At 61.1% G+C, this 23,565-nt stretch carries 25 protein-coding genes; 3 read left to right on the top strand and 22 right to left on the bottom strand.

The annotated features are described in order from the left end of the window. The 16 genes from rpsC to RI518_RS01520 all read right to left on the bottom strand — a co-directional run bounded on the left by rpsC (position 1) and on the right by RI518_RS01520 (position 18,487). Complete coding sequence (gene rpsC / locus RI518_RS01445) at positions 1-762, bottom strand: 30S ribosomal protein S3 (RefSeq protein ID WP_310671727.1); 762 nt, start codon at positions 760-762, stop codon at positions 1-3. Next, positions 762-1,163, bottom strand: a complete 402-nt coding sequence (gene rplV, locus RI518_RS01450) for a 50S ribosomal protein L22 (RefSeq protein ID WP_310671726.1) — start codon at positions 1,161-1,163, stop codon at positions 762-764. The genes rpsC and rplV overlap by 1 nt, the downstream gene beginning before the upstream one ends. A gap of 26 nt (positions 1,164-1,189) precedes the next feature. After that, the gene (rpsS, locus tag RI518_RS01455; RefSeq protein ID WP_104912947.1) at positions 1,190-1,471 is read right to left on the bottom strand and encodes a 30S ribosomal protein S19; all 282 of its coding nucleotides are present in this window, start codon (positions 1,469-1,471) and stop codon (positions 1,190-1,192) included. 9 nt (positions 1,472-1,480) lie between these two features. Next, positions 1,481-2,317 carry a 50S ribosomal protein L2 gene (gene rplB, locus RI518_RS01460; RefSeq protein WP_310671725.1) on the bottom strand — a complete coding sequence of 279 codons (837 nt, stop codon included), beginning with the start codon at positions 2,315-2,317 and terminating at the stop codon, positions 1,481-1,483. A 14-nt stretch (positions 2,318-2,331) separates the two neighbouring features. Then, positions 2,332-2,643 (bottom strand): 50S ribosomal protein L23, encoded by a 312-nt coding sequence (gene rplW / locus RI518_RS01465; RefSeq protein WP_310671724.1) that lies wholly within the window; start codon positions 2,641-2,643, stop codon positions 2,332-2,334. Continuing rightward, complete coding sequence (rplD, locus tag RI518_RS01470) at positions 2,640-3,290, bottom strand: 50S ribosomal protein L4 (protein WP_310671722.1); 651 nt, start codon at positions 3,288-3,290, stop codon at positions 2,640-2,642. Before rplD ends, rplW begins: the two co-directional genes overlap by 4 nt. A 2-nt stretch (positions 3,291-3,292) precedes the next feature. Then, the gene (gene rplC, locus RI518_RS01475; protein ID WP_310689177.1) at positions 3,293-3,943 is read right to left on the bottom strand and encodes a 50S ribosomal protein L3; all 651 of its coding nucleotides are present in this window, start codon (positions 3,941-3,943) and stop codon (positions 3,293-3,295) included. Between the two features lie 10 nt (positions 3,944-3,953). After that, positions 3,954-4,262 carry a 30S ribosomal protein S10 gene (gene rpsJ / locus RI518_RS01480; protein WP_310671720.1) on the bottom strand — a complete coding sequence of 103 codons (309 nt, stop codon included), beginning with the start codon at positions 4,260-4,262 and terminating at the stop codon, positions 3,954-3,956. 456 nt (positions 4,263-4,718) lie between these two features. Next, positions 4,719-5,891 (bottom strand): DUF418 domain-containing protein, encoded by a 1,173-nt coding sequence (locus RI518_RS01485; RefSeq protein ID WP_310671719.1) that lies wholly within the window; start codon positions 5,889-5,891, stop codon positions 4,719-4,721. 77 nt (positions 5,892-5,968) lie between these two features. Further along, on the bottom strand, positions 5,969-7,162 hold the full coding sequence (tuf, locus tag RI518_RS01490) for an elongation factor Tu (protein WP_310689178.1): 1,194 nt from the start codon (positions 7,160-7,162) through the stop codon (positions 5,969-5,971). Positions 7,163-7,263: 101 nt separating this feature from the next. Continuing rightward, on the bottom strand, positions 7,264-9,378 hold the full coding sequence (gene fusA, locus RI518_RS01495) for an elongation factor G (RefSeq protein WP_310689179.1): 2,115 nt from the start codon (positions 9,376-9,378) through the stop codon (positions 7,264-7,266). A gap of 35 nt (positions 9,379-9,413) precedes the next feature. Beyond that, complete coding sequence (gene rpsG, locus RI518_RS01500) at positions 9,414-9,884, bottom strand: 30S ribosomal protein S7 (RefSeq protein WP_310671716.1); 471 nt, start codon at positions 9,882-9,884, stop codon at positions 9,414-9,416. After that, on the bottom strand, positions 9,884-10,249 hold the full coding sequence (rpsL, locus tag RI518_RS01505; protein ID WP_310671749.1) for a 30S ribosomal protein S12: 366 nt from the start codon (positions 10,247-10,249) through the stop codon (positions 9,884-9,886). Before rpsL ends, rpsG begins: the two co-directional genes overlap by 1 nt. A 286-nt stretch (positions 10,250-10,535) precedes the next feature. Beyond that, on the bottom strand, positions 10,536-11,012 hold the full coding sequence (locus RI518_RS01510) for a prepilin peptidase (RefSeq protein WP_310671715.1): 477 nt from the start codon (positions 11,010-11,012) through the stop codon (positions 10,536-10,538). A gap of 51 nt (positions 11,013-11,063) precedes the next feature. Continuing rightward, positions 11,064-14,951 carry a DNA-directed RNA polymerase subunit beta' gene (rpoC, locus tag RI518_RS01515; RefSeq protein ID WP_310689180.1) on the bottom strand — a complete coding sequence of 1,296 codons (3,888 nt, stop codon included), beginning with the start codon at positions 14,949-14,951 and terminating at the stop codon, positions 11,064-11,066. Positions 14,952-14,995: 44 nt separating this feature from the next. After that, positions 14,996-18,487 carry a DNA-directed RNA polymerase subunit beta gene (locus RI518_RS01520; RefSeq protein ID WP_310671713.1) on the bottom strand — a complete coding sequence of 1,164 codons (3,492 nt, stop codon included), beginning with the start codon at positions 18,485-18,487 and terminating at the stop codon, positions 14,996-14,998. A gap of 313 nt (positions 18,488-18,800) precedes the next feature. Here RI518_RS01520 and RI518_RS01525 point away from each other — a divergent pair, with 313 nt between their 5' ends. Next, entirely contained in the window at positions 18,801-19,670 is an 870-nt protein-coding gene (locus tag RI518_RS01525) for a fused MFS/spermidine synthase (protein WP_310671712.1), read from the top strand. A gap of 50 nt (positions 19,671-19,720) precedes the next feature. Continuing rightward, on the top strand, positions 19,721-20,179 hold the full coding sequence (locus RI518_RS01530; RefSeq protein ID WP_310671711.1) for a SprT-like domain-containing protein: 459 nt from the start codon (positions 19,721-19,723) through the stop codon (positions 20,177-20,179). Here RI518_RS01530 and RI518_RS01535 read toward each other — a convergent pair. Beyond that, positions 20,169-20,471, bottom strand: coding sequence for a DUF427 domain-containing protein (locus RI518_RS01535; RefSeq protein WP_310671710.1), 303 nt, complete (start codon positions 20,469-20,471; stop codon positions 20,169-20,171). The genes RI518_RS01530 and RI518_RS01535 overlap by 11 nt on opposite strands. A gap of 56 nt (positions 20,472-20,527) precedes the next feature. Here RI518_RS01535 and RI518_RS01540 point away from each other — a divergent pair, with 56 nt between their 5' ends. Beyond that, on the top strand, positions 20,528-21,613 hold the full coding sequence (locus tag RI518_RS01540; protein WP_310671709.1) for a class I SAM-dependent methyltransferase: 1,086 nt from the start codon (positions 20,528-20,530) through the stop codon (positions 21,611-21,613). Here RI518_RS01540 and RI518_RS01545 read toward each other — a convergent pair. From RI518_RS01545 to RI518_RS01565, 5 genes are all read right to left on the bottom strand, one after another. Continuing rightward, complete coding sequence (locus RI518_RS01545; protein WP_310671708.1) at positions 21,610-22,149, bottom strand: DUF4916 domain-containing protein; 540 nt, start codon at positions 22,147-22,149, stop codon at positions 21,610-21,612. The two genes, RI518_RS01540 and RI518_RS01545, sit on opposite strands and share 4 nt — an antisense overlap. 58 nt (positions 22,150-22,207) lie before the next feature. Continuing rightward, on the bottom strand, positions 22,208-22,468 hold the full coding sequence (locus tag RI518_RS01550) for a glutaredoxin family protein (RefSeq protein WP_310671707.1): 261 nt from the start codon (positions 22,466-22,468) through the stop codon (positions 22,208-22,210). A 106-nt stretch (positions 22,469-22,574) separates the two neighbouring features. Next, positions 22,575-22,673, bottom strand: coding sequence for a 30S ribosomal protein bS22 (locus RI518_RS01555; protein WP_003792170.1), 99 nt, complete (start codon positions 22,671-22,673; stop codon positions 22,575-22,577). Between the two features lie 76 nt (positions 22,674-22,749). Then, positions 22,750-22,956: a helix-turn-helix domain-containing protein gene (locus RI518_RS01560; RefSeq protein ID WP_310671706.1), complete on the bottom strand. Its 207-nt coding sequence runs from the start codon at positions 22,954-22,956 to the stop codon at positions 22,750-22,752. Positions 22,957-23,077: 121 nt separating this feature from the next. Next, complete coding sequence (locus tag RI518_RS01565) at positions 23,078-23,506, bottom strand: metalloregulator ArsR/SmtB family transcription factor (RefSeq protein WP_310671705.1); 429 nt, start codon at positions 23,504-23,506, stop codon at positions 23,078-23,080. Between the last annotated feature and the right edge of the window lie 59 nt (positions 23,507-23,565).

Consider the following 23,565-nt stretch of genomic DNA (forward strand, 5'->3'; position numbering starts at 1 on the left):
CTAGGCCTCACTTCCGCTTGCCTGGGCTGCGGGCTGGGCGTCGCGCGCCGGGCCGCGACGGGCGCCATCACGGCGTTCCGGACGCTGCGAGCGCTGCTGAGCCTGTTCGCGAGCCAGTTCCTTGTTGGTCAAATCACCCTTGTAGATCCACACCTTCACACCGATACGGCCGTAGGTGGTGCGGGCTTCGTAGAAGCCGTAGTCGATGTTCGCCCGGAGGGTGTGCAGGGGCACACGGCCTTCGCGGTAGAACTCGGAGCGGGACATTTCTGCCCCACCCAGTCGACCAGACACCTGGATACGGACACCTTTGGCCCCGGCGCGCTGAGCGCCCTGGAGGCCCTTACGCATCGCGCGGCGAAACGCCACGCGAGCGCTCAACTGCTCGGCAATGCCTTGGGCGACCAGCTGCGCTTCGGCTTCGGGGTTTTTCACCTCGAGGATGTTGAGCTGGATCTGTTTACCGGTGAGCTTTTCGAGGTCGGCGCGGATACGTTCTGCTTCTGCACCGCGGCGTCCGATCACAATGCCGGGGCGTGCCGAGTGGATGTCGACGCGCACGCGGTCACGGGTGCGCTCGATTTCGATGCGCGCAATACCCGCACGGTCGAGCTCTTTTTTCAAAAACTCGCGAACTTTGACGTCTTCGGTCACGTAGTCGCGGTAGCGCTGGCCTTTCGCCGTGCTGTCGGAAAACCAACGCGACGTGTGGTCGGTCGTGATTCCGAGGCGGAAACCGTAGGGGTTGACTTTCTGACCCATTACTTGCTCACCTTCTGCTTCGCGCCGGGGCCTGAGCCAAGCGACGGTTCATCGGGGGTCGCCAGGACCACGGTGATGTGGCTGGTGCGCTTGTTGATGCGAAACGCACGTCCCTGGGCGCGGGGGCGGAAACGCTTGAGTGTGATTCCCTCGTCCACGAACGCTTTGGCGACGTAGAGGTCGGTCTCGTCGAGGAACACGCCGTCGCGGTCGGCGATGACCTGGGCGTTGGCGATCGCCGAGGCGACAATTTTGCCCAGGGGCTCACTGACTGCTTGCGGCTGGTGCTTCAACACGGCCACCGCTTCCACGGCCCGCATTCCACGAATCAGGTCCACGACTCGGCGGGCCTTTTGGGGCGTGACGCGAATTTGTCGCACCCGGGCCATCGATTCCACCATGGTCTTCTCTCCTCTGTGACGCGCGCCTAGCGGCGGCGACCCTTTCTGTCGTCTTTTTCGTGTCCGCGGAACGTCCTCGTCGGCGCGAATTCGCCCAGCTTGTGACCCACCATCGTTTCGGTGATGAAGACCGGGATGTGCTTGCGGCCGTCGTGGACCGCGATGGTGTGACCGAGCATGGCCGGCACAATCATTGACCGGCGTGACCAGGTCTTAATCACGTTCTTGGTTTTTGCCTCGTTTTGGACGTTCACCTTGTTCAACAGGTGGTCGTCCACGAAGGGACCCTTTTTCAGACTGCGTGGCATGTCTGGCTCCTAGCGCTTCTTACCGGTGGACCGGCGACGGACAATGAGTTTGTCGGAGGGACGGTTGGGCTTGCGGGTGCGCCCTTCGGCCTGACCCCAGGGGCTCACCGGGTGACGTCCACCAGAGGTCTTGCCCTCACCACCACCGTGGGGGTGATCGACCGGGTTCATCGCGACACCGCGGACGGTGGGGCGAACGCCCTTCCAGCGGTTGCGTCCCGCCTTACCCCAGTTGATGTTCGTCTGTTCGGCGTTACCCACCTCGCCGATACTGGCGCGGCAGCGCGCATCGACGTTGCGAATTTCTCCAGACGGCAAACGCAGTTGGGCGTAGGGGCCGTCTTTGGCGACGAGTCGCACGGAGGCTCCGGCCGAGCGGGCCATTTTGGCGCCACCACCGGGGCGAAGCTCGATGGCGTGAACCACGGTTCCCACCGGGATGTTGCGAAGGGGCAGGTTGTTCCCGGGCTTAATGTCCGCACCGGGACCCGACTCGACGATGTCACCCTGCTTCAGCTTCTCCGGCGCGAGAATGTAGCGCTTGGTGCCATCCACGAAGTGCAGTAGCGCGATACGCGCCGTGCGGTTGGGGTCGTACTCGATGTGCGCCACCTTGGCGTTCACGCCGTCTTTGTCGTTGCGACGGAAGTCGATCACGCGGTACTGACGCTTGTGGCCCCCACCGATGTGACGCGAGGTGATGCGGCCCTGGTTGTTTCGTCCACCGGTCTTTGACAGCGGGCGCAGCAGGGACTTCTCGGGGGTTGTCCGAGTGATTTCCTGGAAGTCGGAGACCGACGAGCCGCGACGACCCGGGGTCGTCGGACGGTGTTTACGAATAGCCATGAGTCAGAGTCTCCTTAACCGACCGCGGTGAAGATGTCGATGGAACCGCTGGCGAGGGTGACAATCGCGCGCTTGGTGTCTTTGCGCTTGCCTTGCCCGAACCGGGTGCGGCGGGTCTTGCCCTGGCGGTTGAGGGTGTTCACACTGCCGACCTTCACATCGAAGATTTTCTCGATGGCGGCCTTGATTTCGCTCTTGTTTGCCTCGGGGTGGACCTCGAAGGTGTACTTGCCCTGGTCGATGAGGTTGTAGCTCTTCTCACTGACAATGGGGCGGACAATGATGTCCCTGGGGTCCTTGTTACCGGCAATCTGGTCGACGCTCATTTGGTGGCCTCCTCAGTCGTCACAGCGATACCCGACACGAACTCTTCGAAGGCGCCCTGAGTGAAGACGATGTCATCAGAGCCCAGCACGTCGTAGGCGTTCAACTGGTCGGGGTGTAGGGCGTGCACACCGGGGAGGTTGCGCACACTCTTTTGACCGACTTCGTCTTCGCGTCCGACCACCACGAGGACCTTGGGTCCCGGGGCGGTCGCCTGCAACAGCGAGGCGGCGGTCTTGGTCGACGGGGTGTCGCCTAAACCGAAGTTCTTGACCACGTGAAGGCGTTCTGCGCGGGCACGGTCCGAGAGTGCTCCAAAGAGGGCCTGGCGGATCATCTTCTTCGGGGTGCGCTGCGCGTAGCTGCGGGGTGTGGGTCCGTGGACGACACCACCACCGCGGTGCTCGGGGGCACGAATCGAGCCCTGGCGTGAGCGACCGGTTCCCTTTTGTTTGAATGGCTTGCGCCCGGAGCCGGAGACTTCACCGCGGTGCTTCACTTTGTGAGTTCCCTGGCGAGCAGCGGCGAGCTGGGCGACAACGACCTGGTGAATCAGCGGCACGTTGGTTTGCACGTCGAACATGTCGGCGGGCAGGTCAACCGAACCGGACTTTTTCCCGGTCGCGTCGAGGACGTCGATGGCACTCATGCTCAGGATCCCTTCCGGGCGTTACGAACAAAAACGAGACGACCCTTAGGGCCGGGTACGGCACCTTTAATGAGGATCAGGTTGCGCTCGGCATCCACGCGCACCACGGAGAGGTTCATCACGGTGACGCGCTCGTTACCCATCCGGCCGGCCATGCGCATTCCCTTGAACACGCGCGACGGAGTCGCAGAGGCACCGATGGAACCGGGCTTGCGGTGGTTGCGGTGGGCACCGTGTGAGGCGGAAACGCCCTTAAAGTTGTGGCGCTTCATCACACCGGCGGTGCCCTTACCTTTGCTGGTACCGACTACGTCGACGACTGCACCCGCCTCAAAAGCTTCAGCGGTGAGCTCTTGACCGACTTCGTAGCTGGAGGCGTCGGGGGTGCGAATCTCGGTGATGTGGCGACGAGGAGTCACGCCGGCCTTCTCGAAGTGGCCTTTGAGCGGCTTGGTGACCTTACGCGGATCGATAGCGCCCGCGGCGATCTGAATGGCGTCGTAGCCGTCGTGATCGACGGTGCGGATCTGGGTGACCACGTTGGGGCTCACCTCAATGACGGTGACGGGAACGACGTTGTTGTTGTCGTCCCACACCTGGGTCATGCCGAGCTTCTTACCCAGCACACCTTTGGTTGCAGTCAGAGTAGACACAGTCGTTTCCCTACAGCTTGATTTCGATGTTGACGTCCGCGGGCAGGTCGAGTCGCATCAGCGAGTCGACTGCCTTCGGGGTGGGGTCAATGATGTCAATGAGGCGCTTGTGGGTGCGCTTGTCGAAGTGCTCCCTCGAGTCCTTGTATTTGTGGGGCGAGCGAATCACCGTGACGACGTTTTTCTCGGTCGGCAGCGGCACGGGGCCCACTACCGTGGCACCGGCTCGTGTCACAGTGTCGACGATTTTGCGCGCCGACACGTCGAGACCAGCGTGGTCATACGACTTGAGTCGAATGCGGATTTTCTGTCCCGCCATGGTGTTCTTCCTTCTTTTTCACACGCCAGCAGCACGCGGCCCCTGGCGTTCCCACCGGCCTGCCGCACGCGGCAGTCCGACTGACATCACTGTGTGTATTTCAACGGGTTTGGAGCACAGTCCAAACCACTCCCCAGCCACCCGCACGAAACGGGAGCCCGAAGTGACGATGAGAGTTCTGCTACCCGCGGCCTAGAGCGTATCTATGCACTGCCTGGCAGTGAGCGCCACAAATGCAGCGCGTGTTGAACATCGATAACTCTGCCACAGCCGGGTATTTCCCGCAACCCGGGCGTGTCGGATTTCCGACCGGAAGCAGTCTTTGAGGTAAATCTTTGCGGCGGCAGGTCTCACAACACTCTGGTGGGATTAGGTCGAAGCTTTTCAAACCGGCAAGGATCGCTGTCTGAAGCGCCGATTGACAATGGTTGTGCCCCATAGGGAAGGGGTATGGGGCTAGCGGGTAGGCCTCGACATACCCACGCGCGACCAGGCAGTCAGCAGGCGCTCCATGGGGCCCTGCGTGGCCAGGCGCAACCACAGCGTGGCCCCCAGGGCGAGCAGGAGGGTCACCCCCACCGCAATCACGACCGCCGACCAGTAGGGCACCTCTTGGTAGAGGCCAAGCCCCCAACCGCCAAAGATCACACTCAAAATGACCGACTGGCCCAAATACACCGTGAGGGACATTCGGCCCATACGGCCCAGCCATCCCAAGACTGTGGGTTTCGCCCTGACGATTGTCAACACAAGCCCCACATAACCGGCACTGAGCAGTGGCGCGGCGAGGAAGCTTCCAAAGAAGGACCCCAACTCCACGGCCGTGGAGGGCGCGGCAGAGAGAGTGTTGGCTAACCACAGCCCGCCAAACAACAACTGCAGGCCCAGGCCAAGGCCCAGACCCCAGCCCATCATTCCTCGCAGCGTGTGCGCGGCCAGGCCATGAGACGCGAGGGCGCCGGCGCGGGCGGCGAGTACCCCGGCTAAGAATGCGACGAAGGTCAAGGCCCCCTGGAAGGCGACGAGCAGGATCGCTTCCGAGAACCAGAAGTCAAAACGGGCAGGAATCGACGCCAGGTAGTCGCCGGAGAGCACGGTGGATTCGTAAACCTTCGCGGCCTGTGACGTCTCGCCCGCCGCGCTGATTCCCTGTGCCTCCACTGACCAGACCAGTGCGACAACAGCAACAGAGAACAAGGCGAACGCCCCATAGATCCATGCCATCGAACGCCTGATGACCTTTTCGCTGCGGCCATAGAAAGCCAGCACCACTATGCCCAGCAGCCCATAGAGGAAGAGGATGTCGCCGATGAAGAGAAGGCTTGCGTGGGCAACACCCAGGATTATTAGCCCCGCGCTTCGCCACCACCAACGTCGGCGCCCTGTCTCCAGGTTTCGCAACACATAGTGGGCGCTATAGCCAAAAAGGAAAGAAAAGATGAGATAGAACTTGCCCTGGGCCAACACAAAAACCAGAAAGGCCGCAGTAGCGTCCCCGGTGGACAAGAGGGTGGAAGCAGTTGGCCCAGAATCTACCGAGTGGGAGAAGTAGGCCACATTGACCAGGATGATTCCCCACAGGGCAAAACCTCGAAGGACATCGGGGGCAACGTCTCTCGGTCCGGCCACTTCTCAATCCAAGCACACCGAGAAAAGAAGAAGGCCCGGGGCGTTGCCCCGGGCCTTCTTACGAGCTTGAACGCCGACTACTTGATGACCTTGGTCACCGTTCCGGCACCCACGGTACGTCCACCTTCACGAATCGCGAAGGAGAGACCTTCCTCCATGGCGATGGGCTGAATCAGCTCCACCTTCATGTCGGTGGTGTCGCCGGGCATGACCATCTCGGTGCCCTCGGGCAGCGAGATGACACCGGTGACGTCGGTGGTGCGGAAGTAGAACTGCGGACGGTAGTTCGTGTAGAAGGGGTTGTGGCGCCCACCCTCGTCTTTTCCGAGGATGTAGGCGGTTCCTTCGAACTCGGTGTGAGGAGTCACGGATCCGGGGATCACGACAACCTGACCGCGCTCGACGTCCTCACGCTTGGTACCACGCAGCAACAGACCACAGTTCTCACCGGCCCACGCTTCGTCGAGCTGCTTGTGGAACATCTCGATTCCAGTGACGGTGGTCTTCTGGGTGTCGCGGATACCCACGATTTCGACGTCCGAGTTGATTGACAGAGTGCCACGCTCGGCACGGCCGGTGACAACAGTTCCACGGCCGGTGATGGTGAACACGTCCTCGATGGGCATCAAGAATGGCTTGTCCTTGTCGCGCACGGGGTCGGGGATGTTTGCGTCCACGCCGTCCATGAGCTCCATGATCTTGTCGCCCCAGGCCTGGTCGCCCTCGAGGGCTTGCAGACCGGACACGCGCACCACGGGAGCGTTTTCGCCATCGAAGCCCTGACTGGTGAGCAGTTCGCGAACCTCGACCTCGACGAGCTCGAGGATTTCCTCGTCGTCGACCATGTCGGACTTGTTCAACGCGACCAAGAGGTAAGGAACACCCACCTGCTTGGCGAGCAGAACGTGCTCGCGGGTCTGGGCCATCGGGCCGTCGGTGGCGGCAACCACGAGGATTGCGCCGTCCATCTGAGCCGCACCGGTAATCATGTTCTTGATGTAGTCGGCGTGGCCGGGAGCGTCGACGTGTGCGTAGTGACGGTTATCGGTCTCGTACTCGACGTGCGAGATGTTGATGGTGATACCACGCTGCTTTTCTTCCGGAGCAGAGTCAATCGACGCAAAGTCGCGCGTCGTGTTGACATCCGACGGATGACGGTCAGCGAGTACCTTGGAAATTGCAGCGGTCAGAGTGGTCTTGCCGTGGTCGACGTGACCAATCGTTCCGATGTTTACGTGCGGCTTGGTCCGCTCGAACTTGGCCTTAGCCACTTGGTCCTCCTCAGGACTTCGGTGTTTGAATCAGGTGCTCCGACTCAAACAGGATCGGTTGTTTTGATAATGCAAGGCTCGTCGAGCCTATTCGCTCGGGCTTAGTCTCCCTTGCCCTTCTGAATAATCTCGTCGGCCACAGCCTTCGGGACTTCAGCATAGGAGTCAAAAACCATGGAGTACACGGCGCGGCCCGACGTTTTCGAGCGCAAATCGCCGACGTATCCAAACATTTCCGACAACGGTACGAGGGCGCGCACAACTTTAATGCCGGTCGCATCCTCCATGCTCTGCACGTGCCCGCGCCTGGAGTTCAGGTCACCGATGACGTCCCCCATGTATTCCTCCGGGGTACGCACCTCGACGGCCATCACCGGCTCGAGCAGTGCAGGGTTTGCCTTTCTCGCGGCCTCTTTAAAGACCATCGATCCAGCAATCTTGAACGCCATTTCTGACGAGTCGACATCGTGGTACTGACCATCGAGCAGAGTCGCTCTGACTCCGACAGTCGGGTACCCCGCCAGAACACCCACCTGCATGGCGTCCTGGATTCCCGCGTCAACGGAAGGAATGTATTCGCGGGGAATACGACCACCGGTGACCTTGTTTTCGAATTCGTAACTGGTCTCCGGAGTGACCTCGAGCGGCTCGAGGGTGACTTCCACCTTCGCGAACTGACCGGAACCGCCGGTCTGCTTTTTGTGGGTGTAGTCGTATTTCTCCACGGCGCGACGAATCGTCTCGCGGTAGGCCACCTGCGGCTTACCGACATTGGCCTCAACGTTGAACTCGCGCTTCATGCGGTCGACGAGGATATCCAGGTGGAGCTCACCCATTCCCTTGATCACCGTCTGGCCCGTTTCCGGGTTCAACTCGGTGCGGAAGGTGGGATCTTCCTCGGCGAGTTTCTGAATCGCCAGCGACAGCTTCTCCTGGTCAGCCTTGGTCTTGGGCTCGATGGCGACCTCGATCACGGGCTCGGGGAAGCTCATCGATTCCAGGATCACCGGGCTCGCCGGGTCACACAGGGTGTCGCCGGTGGTCGTGTCCTTCAGGCCGATGACCGCGTAAATGTGGCCGGCTGAGACCGCATCGACAGCGTTTTCCTTATTGGAGTGCATCTGGAAGATTTTCCCGATGCGCTCTTTTTTGCCCTTGGTCGAGTTGATGATTTGGGCTCCGGATTCGATGGCGCCCGAGTAAACCCGCACGTACGTGAGCCGACCGAAGAAGGGGTGCACCGCGACCTTGAACGCGAGAGCCGCGAACGGCTCTTTCGAATCGGGTTTGCGGGTGATGATGGTTTCTTCGTCGTTTGCCTTGTGTCCTTCGACCTCGGGAACATCCAGAGGAGAGGGCAGGTAGTCGACCACAGCGTCCAGCATCGGCTGCACCCCGCGGTTTTTAAACGACGAACCACACATGATGGGGTACGCCTCACCGGCGATCGTCAGCTGGCGAATCCCGACTTTGAGTTCCGGAATGGAAATTTCTTCCCCGCCGAGGTACTTCTCCAGAAGCTCCTCGCTCGCTTCGGCCACGTCTTCCACGAGCTTGGCGCGATACTCCTGGGCCTTCTCGAGCAACTCTTCGGGAATGTCGCGCGTCTCGTACTGGGCGCCGAGGGTGACATCACCCTTGGAGTCGCCGGGCCAGACTTTCGCGCGCATTTCGACCAGGTCGATGATGCCCAAAAAGTCTGATTCGGCGCCAATGGGCAACTGAATGACGAGAGGCTTCGCGCCTAAGCGATTGATGATGGTGTCGACCGTGTAGTAAAAGTCAGCACCCAGCTTGTCCATCTTGTTGACGAAACACACCCGGGGGACGTTGTACTTATCGGCTTGGCGCCACACCGTTTCCGACTGGGGCTCCACACCTTCTTTTCCGTCAAACACCGCGACGGCACCGTCGAGTACCCGCAAACTGCGCTCCACCTCAACGGTGAAGTCGACGTGACCGGGGGTGTCGATGATGTTGATCTGGTGGTTGTCCCAGAAGCAGGTTGTCGCCGCGGAGGTGATCGTGATTCCGCGTTCCTGCTCTTGAGCCATCCAGTCCATCGTGGCGGCACCGTCGTGGACCTCGCCGATTTTGTGCGAAATGCCCGTGTAGAACAGGATTCGCTCGGTGGTCGTGGTTTTTCCAGCATCGATGTGCGCCATGATGCCGATGTTTCGGACCTTGTTCAGGTCGGTTAGCACGTCCTGTGCCACAGTGCTCCTCCGGGAGGGTTGTAGGGGTGTGGTGATTACCAGCGGTAGTGGGCGAAGGCCTTATTCGATTCGGCCATCTTGTGGGTGTCCTCGCGACGCTTCACCGCGGCACCAAGGCCGTTGGACGCATCGAGAATCTCATTGGTCAGTCGCTCGGTCATCGACTTTTCACGACGTGAGCGTGAGTAGCTCACCAACCAGCGAAGCGCCAGAGTGTTGGCCCGGTGGGGCTTCACTTCCACGGGCACCTGGTAAGTCGAGCCACCGACGCGGCGCGAACGGACTTCGAGAGTTGGGCGCACGTTGTCGAGTGCTTTACGCAGCACCTCGACAGGCTCCTGACCTGTTTTCGCCGAGACACCCTCGAGGGCGCCGTAGACAATGCCCTCCGCCAGGCCTTTTTTGCCCTGGACGAGAATCTTGTTGACCAGTTGAGTAACGACCGGCGATCCGTAAACCGGATCGGCGACGACGGGACGCTTAGTTGCGGGACCTTTCCTGGGCATTACTTCTTCGCTCCGTAACGGCTGCGGCTCTGCTTGCGGTTCTTCACCGCTTGAGTGTCGAGCGAACCACGCACGATCTTGTAGCGCACACCGGGGAGGTCTTTCACACGTCCACCGCGCACGAGCACCATCGAGTGCTCCTGCAGGTTGTGGCCCTCACCGGGAATGTAGGCGGTCACTTCCGTACCGTTGGAAAGCTTCACACGGGCGACCTTGCGAAGCGCAGAGTTCGGCTTCTTGGGGGTCGTGGTGTACACGCGAGTGCACACGCCTCGCTGTTGGGGGTTTCCCCTCAGTGCTGGCGCTTTGGTCTTTGAGACCTTGGGCGAGCGCCCTTTGCGCACCAGCTGTTGGATCGTTGGCACAATGAACTCCTTGTTTGTGGTCTGCACGGTGACAGTGTGATGATTTTTCCCGGCGCGTGACGGATGTGTCACACCCCGGGCGACATCGAACCGAGGGCCCTCCGGTTGGAAGGCCGACAGTATGCCGTGGGGGCCGCAATCCAGTACTTCTCTACTGTTTTGCTTACCCATTTGTGACGTTCGCGACCCGATACCTAGCGGCCCCGTATTCCGGGCACACGCTGCGGGCGTGCCAACGAACACACAGTCGACCAGACTACTGCCCCCAGCCCTAAGGGTCAAATGATTACGCCCCATGCGCCCCGCCTACGCCGGCGAGAACGGCGAGCCAGGTACCGGCCAAATAGGGCCCAAATGCCACCGCATCGCGCGGACCGAGCCTGCCCCTCCAGAGTAGCCACGTCGCGTGCAGACCCCCGACGATAAAAGCCCCACCCCACCACAGGGCGACGACACTCCAGTGGTACACACCGAGATGGAGGGCCAACAGTGCACCGAGTTTCACATCGCCAAAACCCAACGGGTGGCCGGGGGCTTCCGAGAGCAGCCAAAGCCCTAAGACACTCACCGCCACGGCGAGTCCGGCCGATTGCGCGCGCTCACCCCAGTCTGCGTACACGGCCAGAAAAAGGAGCGCCGCAGCGCTCAGGCCCAAACTGGTCAGCGTGAGCGCATCGGGCAGACGGTGGCTGCGTTGATCCCACCAGACCAGGCGAAAGAGCACCGGCACGAGGAGGGCATGCGCCAGATCAAAAGACACCACCCGGGAACCCTAATGAGACATTAGGGACCCGGGTGGGCCTTATCCACAGCTCTAGCTGTAGTTGTCTTTCTGGGCGCCGTCTTCTGTGCTGAAGGCCTCAAAGTCGACAAACGAGAGGTCATCAGCCGACCCGAACGCGTCGTCTTCGCTGAAGAGTCGAGCCGGGTAGTGCTCGGCCCTGGCTTCCTCGGTCGGCTCCACCTGAATATTGCGGTAGCGCGAGAGTCCGGTTCCCGCAGGAATCAGCTTTCCGATAATGACGTTTTCCTTCAGCCCCACCAGCGGATCGCGCTTGCCCTGCATAGCCGCTTCGGTGAGCACTCGGGTGGTCTCCTGGAAGGAGGCCGCCGACAGCCACGATTCGGTCGCGAGCGACGCTTTCGTAATTCCCATGACTTCCTGACGCGCCGAGGCCGTCTTTTTGCCCTCGGTCAGTGATTCACGGTTGATCTGGTTGTAGCGGGTGCGATCGACCAACTCACCGGGCAGCAGCGTCGTCTCACCGTGATCGACCACGGTGACCTTGCGCAGCATTTGGCGCACGATGACCTCGATGTGCTTGTCGTGGATGGGCACACCCTGGGATCCGTAGACGTCCTGGACGCCACCCACGAGGTGTTCCTGTACGGCACGGACACCCTTCACGCGAAGAACTTCCTTCGGGTCGACGGCTCCTTCGTGCAACTGGGCGCCCAGTTCCACACGGTCGCCGTCCGCCACGAGCAGGCTCATGCGCTTCGAAATGGTGTGTGACACCTCATCGTCTCCGTTATCCGGAGTGAGGGTGATCTTGTACTGGGTCTCGGTCTCTTCGACGGAGACTCGACCATCCGCTTCGGCAATGGGGCTCGCCGCCTTCGGGGTGCGCGCCTCAAACAGCTCCGCCACTCGGGGCAGACCCTGAGTGATGTCGTCAGCAGAAGCGGAACCACCCGTGTGGAAGGTACGCATTGTCAGCTGGGTTCCCGGCTCACCAATCGACTGGGCGGCAATAATTCCCACCGCTTCACCGAGGTCAACCGCGGTACCGCTCGCCAGGGAGCGTCCGTAACACGCGGCACACACACCCACGTGGGATTCGCACACCAGCACGGAGCGCACGGAAATTTCGTGAACGCCGGCCGACACCAGTTGATCGATGAGGACGTCGCCGACGTCGGCACCCGCCTCGGCGACCACGGTGCCTTTGGCATCGAGGGCGTCCTGGGCGAGGTTGCGCGCGAAGACTTCGTTCTCCACATTGTCCGAGCGCACCCATGTGCCCTCGCTGTCCTGGTGGGCAATCGGGAACGTGATTCCCTTCGTGGTGCCACAGTCCTCTTCGCGAATGATGACATCCTGCGACACGTCGACCAGTCGACGGGTGAGGTAACCGGAGTCGGCCGTCCGCAGAGCGGTGTCGGCGAGCCCCTTTCTGGCACCGTGTGTCGCGATGAAGTATTCCGCCACACTGAGGCCTTCGCGGTAGCTGGAAATAATGGGTCGGGCGATGACCTCACCGCGGGGGTTGGACACCAATCCCCGCATACCGGCGATGTTTCCCACCTGCAACCAGTTACCTCGGGCACCAGAAGTCACCATGCGGTTAATGGTGTTGCCCTCTTCGAAGACTTCACGCATTGCATCGTTGACCTCTTTGGTTCCTGCAGTCCACAGTTCCACGAGCTCGCGGCGACGCTCCTGGTCAGAAATCAGACCCTTGTCAAACTGCGCGTCGACCTTCGCCGCCTGCTTTTCGTACTTGGCGACGATTTCGTCCTTCTTGGCGGGGCGGGGAACATCGCTCAGCGCGACCGTCACACCAGAGCGGGTCGCCCAGTAGAAGCCGGCGTCTTTGATTTTGTCCAGGGTGTCCGCTACGACCACTTTGGGGTAGCGCTCGGCGAGGTCATTGACCAGCTCGGACACCCGCGACTTATCGATGACCGCCTCGACCCAGTAGTAGTCCGCGGGCAGTAGTTCGTTGAACAGCGCACGACCCAGGGTGGTTTCACGCACCATGGTCTGGCCCTGAACGAATCCTTCTGGCTGCTTACGCGGCGAAAGGTGCACGTTGTCGATCCGGATTTTCACCACCGAGTTCAGGTGGATTTCGCCGTGGTCCATCGCCATGATGGCTTCGGCGACCGAAGAGAACATGCGGCCTTCACCCACAGCCTCTTTGCGCACCGAGGTCAAGTGGTGCAAACCGATGATCATGTCCTGGGTGGGCACGGTGACGGGTCGACCGTCAGAGGGCTTCAGGATGTTGTTCGAGGCCAGCATCAACACGCGAGCTTCCGCTTGGGCTTCCACGGAGAGTGGAAGGTGAACAGCCATCTGGTCACCGTCAAAGTCGGCGTTGAAGGCCGCACAGACCAAGGGGTGAAGCTGAATCGCTTTACCCTCGACCAGTTGCGGCTCGAATGCCTGAATACCCAAACGGTGCAGGGTGGGGGCGCGGTTGAGCAACACCGGGCGCTCACGAATGATCTCTTCCAGCACGTCCCACACCTCGGGGCGCGAGCGCTCCACCATGCGCTTAGCGTTCTTAATGTTGCTGGAGTGGCCGATGTCCATCAGGCGCTTGATCACAAACGGCTTGAACAGCTCCAACGCCATCAGTTTGGGCAAACCACACTGGTGGAGTCGAAGCTGCGGTCCGGTCACGATGACCGAACGGCCCGAGTAGTCCACGCGCTTACCCAACAGGTTCTGGCGGAACCGACCCTGCTTACCCTTCAGCATGTCGGAAAGGCTCTTCAGGGCACGGTTGTTCGTTCCCGTGACGGGACGACCACGACGACCGTTGTCGAACAGGGCGTCGACGGCTTCCTGCAGCATCCGCTTTTCGTTGTTCACGATGATCTCGGGTGCACCGAGGTCGAGCAGTCGACCCAGGCGGTTGTTGCGGTTGATCACACGACGGTAGAGGTCGTTGAGGTCACTGGTCGCGAAGCGACCACCGTCCAGCTGGACCATCGGGCGAAGCTCCGGCGGGATCACCGGGACGACTTCGAGCACCATCGACGCCGGTGAGGCACCGGTTTGGAGGAACGAGTTGACGACCTTCAGGCGCTTAATGGCGCGGATTTTCCGCTGGCCTTTCCCGTTCTGGATTTCGTCGTGCAGGATGTCGGCTTCGCCCTGCAGGTCGAAGTCTTCGAGGCGACGCTGAATCGCTTCGGCGCCCATGTGGGAGTCGAAGAACATTCCGTAGCGGTCTTGAACGTCCTGGAAGATGGCGTCTTCGGCTTTCAGGTCACCGACCTGCAAGCTCATGAACTCTTCCCAGACCCGCTCGAGGTGGGCGATGTCGTCGTCGTAGCTCTTACGGATCGACTGGAGCTCTTTTTTCCCGGCGTCATCGGCGCGACGCTTCTGGTCGGCTTTGGCCCCCTGGGCTTCCAGCTCTGCCAGTTCCTGCTCCAGTTCGGTCATCCGCTCCGCGAGTGCGGCGTCGCGCTCTTTTTCGAGCACACCGAGCTCCTGGCGCAGTTCTTTTTCCAGTTCGGGCTTTTCGCGGTGACGGGCTTCAGAGTCGACACGAATGATCATGTAGGCGGCGAAGTAAATGACCTTCTCCAGGTCTTTGGGCGCCATGTCGAGGAGGTAACCCAGACGGCTGGGCACACCCTTGAAGTACCAAATGTGGGTAACCGGTGCCGCCAGTTCGATGTGGCCCATGCGCTCACGACGCACCGAGGACTTGGTGACCTCGACGCCACAGCGCTCACAGATGATTCCCTTGAAGCGCACCCGCTTGTACTTGCCACAGGCGCACTCCCAGTCGCGGGAAGGACCAAAGATCTGTTCACCGAACAGTCCATCCTTTTCCGGCTTGAGCGTCCGGTAGTTAATGGTCTCGGGCTTTTTCACCTCACCGTACGACCAGCCGCGGATGTTCTCCGAGGTGGCCAAACCAATGCGGATTTCGTCAAACGTGGTTGCTTCCAGCACGCTATCTACCTTCTATTTCGACTTCGTGAAAAAACGGGACCGGTCTAGATTTCGTCGACACTCGACGATTCGAACCGGGTGGAGATGTTGATGCCGAGTTCTTCGGCAGCGCGATAGAGCTCATCGTCACTGTCCTTCAGTGAGACGGCTTGACCATCGGAGGCGAGGACTTCGACGTTGAGACACAGCGACTGCATCTCCTTCATCAGCACCTTGAAGCTCTCGGGAATACCGGGCTCTTGGATGTTCTCGCCCTTCACGATGGATTCATAGACCTTCACGCGGCCCAGAATGTCATCGGACTTGATGGTCAGTAGCTCCTGCAGCGCGTAGGACGCTCCGTAGGCTTCCAGCGCCCAGACTTCCATTTCACCGAAGCGCTGACCACCGAACTGTGCTTTACCACCCAGGGGCTGCTGGGTGATCATCGAGTACGGGCCGGTCGAGCGCGCGTGGATCTTGTCGTCGATGAGGTGGTGGAGCTTCAGGATGTACATGTAGCCCACACTGACCGGGTCGGGGAAGGGCTCGCCGGAGCGGCCATCGAAGAGCTTCGCTTTACCCGAGCCGCCAATGAGCTGCGTGCCATCGCGGTTGGGCTTGGTCGACTCCAGCAGTCCCACAATCTCTTCCTCGCTGGCGCCGTCGAACACCGGCGTCGCGACCTTGGTACCGGGGTCGACTTCCTTGAACGCGGAGGGCAAGTTCTTCGCCCACGCCGGGCTGCCGGAGATCTTCCACCCTTGGCTGGCGACCCAACCGAGGTGGATTTCCAACACCTGGCCGACGTTCATGCGACCGGGGACACCGAGCGGGTTCAAAATAATGTCGACGGGAGTGCCGTCTTCCAAGAAGGGCATGTCTTCGACGGGCAAGATTTTCGCGATGACGCCCTTGTTCCCGTGACGACCCGCGAGCTTGTCCCCCTCGGAGATTTTGCGCTTCTGGGCAATGTAGACCACGACACGCTGGTTGACACCGCTGCCGAGTTCGTCTTCACCCTCTTCGGCGTCAAATACTTTGACGCCGATGATGGTGCCCTGTTCACCGTGGGGAACCTTGAGCGAGGTGTCGCGCACTTCGCGGCTCTTCTCGTTGAAGATCGCGCGCAACAGGCGCTCCTCCGCGGAGAGTTCTGTTTCACCCTTCGGAGTGACCTTACCCACGAGGATGTCGCCGGGGCGCACCTCGGCGCCAATGCGAATGATTCCTCGTTCGTCGAGGTTCGCCAGTAACTCCGGTCCCACGTTGGGAAGGTCGCGAGTGATTTCTTCCTTACCCAGCTTGGTATCGCGGGCGTCCACCTCGTACTCCTCGATGTGAATCGAGGAGAGAGTGTCGTCCTTGACCAGGTTCTGGCTGAGGATGATCGCGTCTTCGAAGTTGTAGCCCTCCCACGACATGAAGGCGACCATGAGGTTCTTACCCAACGCGAGCTCACCGTTTTCGGTGGCGGGGCCATCGGCAATCACTTCGCCCTCTTCGACTCGGTCACCCACGGAGACCACCACACGCTGGTTGTAGTTGGTGCCCTGGTTCGAGCGATCGAATTTGCGCAAGAAGTATTGCTGCGTTCCACCCGCATCGAGTGTCACTTCGCAGTGATCGGCGGAGACTTCGGTGACGACACCGGAGGCCTCACAGATCATCACGTCCCCGGCGTCGACCGCCGAATAGGACTCCATACCGGTTCCCACCAGTGGCGATTCGCTGCGCAGCAGCGGCACCGCCTGGCGCTGCATGTTCGCACCCATCAGGGCGCGGTTGGCGTCGTCGTGTTCGAGGAAGGGAATCAGCGAGGTGGCCACGGAGACCATCTGGCGCGGTGACACGTCGACATAGTCGACGACATCGGGGGTGACCAGTTCGACTTCTCCACCCTTTTTACGCACCAACACTTTTTCGTCGGCGAAGGTGCCGTCCGAATTGAGCGGCGTTCCGGCCTGGGCGACAATGAAGTCGTCTTCGTCGGTGGCCGTCAAGTAGTCGATGGTCTTGGTGACTTTGGCGTTTTTGACCTTGCGGTAGGGAGTTTCAATAAACCCGAACGCGTTGATGCGGGCAAAGGACGCCAGGGAGCCGATCAGCCCAATGTTGGGACCTTCCGGGGTTTCAATGGGGCACATGCGCCCGTAGTGCGAGGGGTGCACGTCGCGCACCTCGACCCCTGCCCGCTCGCGGCTCAGACCACCGGGTCCAAGCGCTGAGAGACGGCGCTTGTGGGTAAGCCCAGACAGCGGGTTGTTTTGGTCCATGAACTGCGAGAGCTGGCTGGTCCCAAAGAACTCTTTGATTGAGGCCACCACCGGACGCACGTTGATCAGTGTTTGCGGGGTAATCGCTTCGATGTCCTGGGTGGTCATCCGCTCGCGGACAACCCTTTCCATCCGGGACAAACCGGTACGCACCTGGTTTTGAATCAGCTCACCTACCGCGCGAATGCGGCGATTACCAAAGTGGTCGATGTCGTCGGTGTCGAGACGAAGCTCCACCTTCTTGCCCGCGCGCACGCCCTCGACCGAGGTGCGCCCCTCGTGGAGTGCGACGAGGTAGCGGATGGTGTGGACGATGTCGTCGACGGTGAGTACCGAGACGTCGAGGTCTTTATCCATCCCCAGCTTGCGGTTGATCTTGTAGCGACCCACGCGGGCAAGGTCGTAGCGCTTGGGGTTGAAAAAGAAGTTGTCCAACAGCAAACGGGCTGCTTCCGCGGCCACCTGCTCGCCGGGACGCAGTTTGCGGTAGATGTCCTTGAGCGCTTCTTCTTTGGTGAGGATGGTGTCGCGCTCGAGGGTGTCGATAATGGAGTCGAACCCGGCAAATTCTTTTTGAATGTCCTCGGTCGTCAGCCCCAACGCCTTGAGAAATACGGTGACCGACTGCTTGCGCTTGCGATCGATACGCACACCCACCTGGTCGCGCTTATCCACCTCAAATTCGAGCCACGCACCGCGGCTCGGGATCACGCGGACGGAGTGAATTTCTTTGTCGGTCTGCTTATCCAGCTCCCGCTCGAAGTACACGCCGGGGCTTCGTACCAGCTGGGACACCACGACGCGCTCGGTGCCGTTGATGATGAAGGTTCCGCGCTCGGTCATCAGCGGGAAATCACCCATAAAGACCGTCTGGGTTTTGATTTCACCGGTCTGGTGGTTCATGAACTCGGCTTCGACGTAGAGGGGAGCCGCGTAGGTCTTGCCGCGTTCCTTGCACTCATCGATCGAGTACTTCTCGTCTTCGAGGTAGGGGTTGGTAAACGACAGCTGCATGGTCTCGCCGTTGTCTTCGATGGGGGAAATCTCCTCAAAGATTGCCTCCAGACCACTCTGGGTGGACGACACTGGCGCCCCGGTGGCCTCGGCTTCTTTCAGCCGGGCGGCCCAGGCGTCATTACCGACAAGCCAATCGAAGCTCTCGGTCTGCAAGGCGAGCAGATCGGGAACCGAAATGGTGTCTGAGATTTTGGCGAACGACAGCCGCGGAGCGACTCGACCGTTCTTGGGGGTGGATGCGGTGTGAGAACGCGCAGAAGCCAAAGAAGTAACCTCCCGGGTAGTAGCGTCTACCCTCGCTGTTGAGTGACCGAACTGTGTCGATGCCCACCCCGCATCGACCCGTTTTCCGGGTCACCATCGCGAAGAACCGCAATACTCTCGGGGCCGACCGCCATATGACGACTGAGAGACAGGGGGAGCAATCTTTTACCTTACCCCGAAGAGGTGACATTGTCTAGCTCGCGACGCGCCTCCCACAGTGGGGCCGTGGAGACGATTCCCTGCCTCCCACCACGAGCCGGAGTGGCACCACACGCGCACCGGCCCCGCACACCGCCGGGACTACCCTGAGGGCGTGAGCAACGCGTCGCCCTTTCCCGAGGTCACCCTCGAACACAGTGGGCTCACCGCACAGCTGGTTCCCGATCGCTACGTCCCGGGAGGCTACGTCTTAAGCGTCGACGGGGTCGCCCAATCCCAGGTCACCCCGGATCGTCCAGAGTTGCTGAGCTTTGAATACATTCGGCGCATCGGAAACCTCATTGACCTTCTCGCCCCGGCCGGTCAACCCCTCTCGGCACTGCACCTCGGTGCGGGGGCGCTCACCCTGCCGCGCTACCTCGCCCACACCAGGCCCGGCTCACGCTCCCAGGTCGTCGAATGGGAAAAAGACCTGATCGACTACGTGCGAGAACACCTCCCCTGGGATTCCCGCTGGAGCATCAGAATCCGTTACGGCGATGCCCGAGCCGTCATCGCCACACTCCCCGCCGGACTCCAGGGCGTACTCGATCTGATCGTCGTCGATCTGTTTTCGGGTAACCAGACTCCCAGTCACCTCACCACCACAGAGTTTTTTGCGTTGCTCGTCCCGCTGCTCAGCCCCGGCGGGGTCATCGCGGTCAACCTGGTGGATGGTCGCGGAGGCAGCTTCGCCAAAGCCCAGGCGGCGACACTTCGCTCCCTCTTCGGCTTCGTTGGCGCCTGGGGCGAAGCCGGCGTCGTTCGGGGACGGCGTTTTGGCAACATGGTGATGGTGGCGACGAAGGATTCCGCCGAGCCGGACTGGTGGCCGGAGCTGATTCGCCGAGGCCCCCACCCCACAGGCTCTTTGGCGGGCGTCACACTCGAGCGCTTTGCCCACGCAGTCCCACCCCAAGTGGACGCCCACCCGTTGGACTCCCCGACACTCTCCCAAGCCTTCCTCCCCGACGCGTCGGAGTAGTTGTGGAAAACCTCCCACAGCGATAGCCCGAGCCTGGTTACTCTGTGGCCATGGCAGAGCTACACCGAGTCGAAGTCTGGGCGGATGCTCTCATTCGCCTCTACCTCGACCCGTCGTGGAGTTTTCACTTCGACCACGCCAAGACCCGCTTTGGTCAGTGCGATCACAAGAAAAGACGCATTTCGCTCTCACGGCACTTAAGTCAGAGCGCCGAAGACGATGAGGTCCACCAGGTCCTTCTCCACGAAGTCGCCCACGCGATCGCCGGGGTTCGCGCCGGACACGGTCCCGCGTGGATGCGCATTGCGCGCGAGCTCGGCTACGAAGGCGGCCGCACCCACGACAGTCCGGCCGCCACCGAACACGCGAAATGGTTGGGGCGGTGTCCCGCCGGACACGAAGTGATTCGTTTTCGGCGCCCGTCAAAGCCCACGTCGTGCGCGCTGTGCAGTAACCGGTTTCACCCGGACTACCTGATCACCTGGCACGACCGCAGGGCTACGGCGTAACGGTGACCTCGCGGCCAAAGGCCACGAATCCCGCGAAGTCTTGACCAACGCGTTCGATGGCGCCATCAATTAAGTCGGGGTAGGCCCAGGCCTGATCCGCGTGATCGAGCCCGTCGACTTGGACATGGTAAAACTGGCAGGCGCCTTTCCACGGGCAGGTGTACTGCGTGGGGCTGGCATCGAGAAACTGCGCGTTGACAGTGTGCGGGGCGAAATACCAGTTGCCCTCGATGGAGACGACCTCTTCGTCGCTCGCGTCGGCCAATACGGTGTCGTTCAGTGTGGCTTTCATAGTGTGGAGGCTAAGCCTCCCGGCTGAGCACAAGCCGAACAGGAGACAATATTCGAATGAAGATTTCGACCCGCGCCACTCTGTCCTGCTCGATCGACAGCGCGTGGGAAGCGCTTCACAACCCGGCCATTTTTCGGGCCGTGTCCGCTCCCTTCACGGTGTTTGCTGATCAGCCCGGCAATCCTCTTCCCCGTCGCTTTCGCCCCGACACCGACTACACCGTGTCGGTGCGAGCCGGCGGTGTTGTGCCCCTGGGCAACCAAACAATTCACCTGGTTGACGACGTCGCCGACTGGACGAGTCGCGTGGTCACCGACACCGGCCACGGCACTTCCGGGGCGCTGGGTCTTCTGCGCGATTGGCACCACCGCATGAGTCTGGTCGCCCGGCCAGACGGCGGAACCGATTTTTCGGACACGCTGAGCGTCCGAGCGGGACTACTCACCCCGCTGCTGTGGCTGGCACTGCGGGTGATGTGGTCGTGGCGAGGGTTTCGACTGCGCCTGGTCACGCGCACGCTCGATCCGAGCGCCACGGCCGCGTGGAACGCCCGCTATGCCGGAAAGGGCGCGATGTGGAGTGGGAAAGTAAACCCCGTCCTCGAAGACGTCTTTTCTGCCCACTCACCGGGTGTGGCAATTGACGCCGGAGCCGGCGAGGGTGGCGATGCGCTGTGGCTCGCCCAGCGGGGCTGGAGTGTGACCGCGCTAGAAGCATCGTCGGTGGGTATTTATCGAGGTGTGCACGAAGCCGCCCAGCACAGCACAGACTCGGGGGACCCCCTCGATATTCACTGGCGGGTGTGGGATTTAGAGGAGCCGTGGCCAGTCGCGTCGGGCGGCGCGGGTGCCGTGAGCCTCCAGTTCATCCACACGGATGCGCAGGCGAGAAAAAAGATCTGGGAGCACGCAATCGATGCCGTCTCGCCGGGGGGAACTCTGCTGATTGTGGGCCACGATCCACAGGACGGCTTGGCCGGGATTCCTCGCCCACCCGCAGATATGTGTTTCACCGAAGAACAGCTGCGCGAGGCGGTGCCCGGCGACTGGTCCCGGGTGTCAACGCGAGTCGTCGCGCGCACCCAGAACATTGGCGGCGAAGACGTCGCGGTCCACGACATCGTGCTGGAGGCGACGCGCTAGGGCAGTGCGCCGACGCTTGCGAGGGCAGCGCGCAACAGTTGGCCCCTGCCGCCTTCGAGCTCTGAGCCCACCGAGTCGCTGACGGCCTGTTCGGGAGACATCCAGGTAATTTCGAGCGCGTCCTGTCGGGGCTCACACGTTCCCGTGACGGGCACCACATACACCAGCGCGACAGCGTGCTGGCGAAAATCGGTGTATTTGGCGTCGGGTTCGGGAAAGTACTCCGCCACTTGCACCGGTTGGGGCGACACGGGTAATTGTGGGAAGGCCATCGGGCCGAGGTCTTTTTCCAGGTGGCGAAAGAGCGCATCGCGCAGGGTTTCCCCGAAGAGCACGCGACCAGACACCAGGGTGCGATTCATCGACCCTTCACTGCTAACCCGCAGCAATAAGCCGACTTCCGTAATGACCGAATAGCTATCGACGCGCACCGGGACGGCTTCGACATACATCAGGGGCAGTCGTTGCCTAATCGCTGTGAGTTCGTCCTCGGAGAACCATCCCGAATTGGGGTCTGGTGTGCTCGTCTGCGCCATGACTCCTTTTTACCGCGAAACCCGCCCCAGTGTGAAGGGTTCTGCCCAGGCTGTGGCGTTAGCTGGCCTCGGCGAGCGCCGTGTTAACCGCGTGGGAGAGGGAGTGTTTATCGACCCGCCAGTGCGCGTGCTCCACGCCATTGACCAACACCACCGGGATGAGCTCCCCGTAAAGCTCGCCCCAGAGCGGGTTGTCTTCCAGGGAGACTTCGTCGAATTCGATATCGAGCGCGTCGTCAGCGACTTCGGAAATCACGCTCCGAGCGTCGTCGCAGAGGTGACAGCCGGGCTTTCCGATCAGTGTGATGGTGACAGACACGGCTTTAGACTAAGAAGATTGGGCAGACTTCGCAAACCCTGATGTTCACCTGGGTGAACATTGGGTGTCTTTTGCCCTGCACCACTAGCCGAGCCGAATCGGCGGGTTACTTCTTGTTGCGACGCTGGTGACGGGTCTTACGCAGGAGCTTCCGGTGCTTTTTCTTTGCCATCCGCTTCCGACGCTTCTTAATTACTGAACCCATTACTCACCTTTATTTGGTCGCGCATTTCGCGCGAGGGACACAACCGCTCGAGTGTAACGCACCGCCGAGCGGGAATTTATCCAGCCTGGTTGATTTCCCAGTTGCCGGCGTGGCCCACCAGTTGATCCATCGCGGATTCGGGAATCCGAAACGATCGCCCAAACCGAATAGCCGGTATCTCTCCGGCGTGCACCATCCGGTACACGGTCATGCTGGAGACCCGCATCGTGTCGGCGACCTCTTGGACCGTGAAAAAGCGCATCGGTGCGGAGGACTCGTGCATGAGGGCCTCCTGTAACTAATGCGCTGTGACTGGTGTGACGAGCGTTACCTCAGCACACCCTAAAGGCCAGGCGGCCCCGGTGTAAAGGCCCAGTGTAAAGGCCCGGTGTCGAGGCGGGGTATTAAAAGCGGTTGTGGATGCCCGCCTGGAGTGCCTCTCGCAGACGGCCCAGAAGGGCCCCGACCTGATAACCCGCCGGCCACAAATCGACATAGGGCGCATCGACCACGTCGCCCAGACCCTCACCGGAAGCCCCGGGTGCTACCCCGTCGAGAAAACTGCGCACGGGACCGAGCGCCTGCGAAGTCAGGCGGTAGTAGCGACGCTGACCGTCTTCTCGGACCTGAACGAGTTGGTGATCGCGCAGCACCTTCAAGTGCTTGGACACGGTGGGCTGAGTGAGGCCCAAGCGTTCCACGAGTTCACCCACGCTCGATTCGCCGGGTAAGGCCCCTTCGTCGCTGCGCGTTGCCCCCGCTTCGCGTTGGCGAAGCAGAAGCAGGATGTCTCTCCTGGTGTCGTCAGCGAGGACGTCGAAAATGTCTACCACAGCCCCCTAACCTATCGGGCCGGGAGTGGGAGTACCATTTCTGCTGGTCGTTTCGACAC

It is taken from the genome of Pontimonas sp. (assembly GCF_031581085.1).
Taxonomy (GTDB): Bacteria; Actinomycetota; Actinomycetes; order Actinomycetales; family Microbacteriaceae; genus Pontimonas.